Source organism: Mesorhizobium sp. M2E.F.Ca.ET.209.01.1.1 (genome assembly GCF_004010375.2).
GTDB lineage: Bacteria > Pseudomonadota > Alphaproteobacteria > Rhizobiales > Rhizobiaceae > Mesorhizobium.
Genome location: NZ_SADP02000164.1, coordinates 1 through 468, shown reverse-complemented (window position 1 = coordinate 468; position 468 = coordinate 1). Strand labels below are relative to the sequence as shown.

At 64.3% G+C, this 468-nt stretch carries 2 protein-coding genes; both read left to right on the top strand.

The genetic code is table 11. The annotated features are described in order from the left end of the window. The coding region (locus EN852_RS35105) for a DUF680 domain-containing protein (protein WP_135879619.1) at positions 1 to 122 on the top strand (122 nt) is incomplete at its 5' end. A gap of 70 nt (positions 123 to 192) precedes the next feature. Beyond that, positions 193 to 399 (top strand): DUF680 domain-containing protein, encoded by a 207-nt coding sequence (locus EN852_RS35100; RefSeq protein ID WP_127275666.1) that lies wholly within the window; start codon positions 193 to 195, stop codon positions 397 to 399. The last annotated feature ends 69 nt before the right edge of the window (positions 400 to 468 follow it).

Below are 468 nucleotides of genomic sequence, written 5' to 3'. Positions count from 1 at the left end.
CTGCAAATCCGCAGGCCGCCACGGTTGACTCGTCCTACACGGCCTCGGTCCGCAAGACGGAGCCGGCCGCGCAGAACCCCGTCAAGACGGGCGCCGATCACAGCCTCTTCGGCAACAACTAACTGCCGATTTCGGACCGGCCGCGGGAGAGCCCGCCGCCTCAGTCCGACAAAAGATTCAGGAGTACCTAAAATGAACAAGATCCTCATTGCCGCCGCCGCCGTCCTGGCCCTCTCCGGCAGCGCCTTTGCCGGCAGCGACAACTACGGTTCGAGCGGTGCCAACCAGGCGGCTGTCACGTCGACCGACAACGCGAACACCGCATCGATCGGCAAGTCGGCTCCGGCCACCGAGGCGCCTGCCCGGCCGGGTAGCGATCGCAACCTCTTCGGCCGTTGACGCCTGTTGCGAGTGGCGGGCTCGCTCGCCACTCGTGGAATTCAAGACATCAGGAGTATTGGAAATGAA

What these genes read in the sequence shown, in the direction of transcription:
- EN852_RS35100 (WP_127275666.1), top strand. Translation starts at nt 193, where the DNA reads ATGAACAAGATCCTCATTGCCGCCGCCGCCGTCCTGGCCCTCTCCGGC.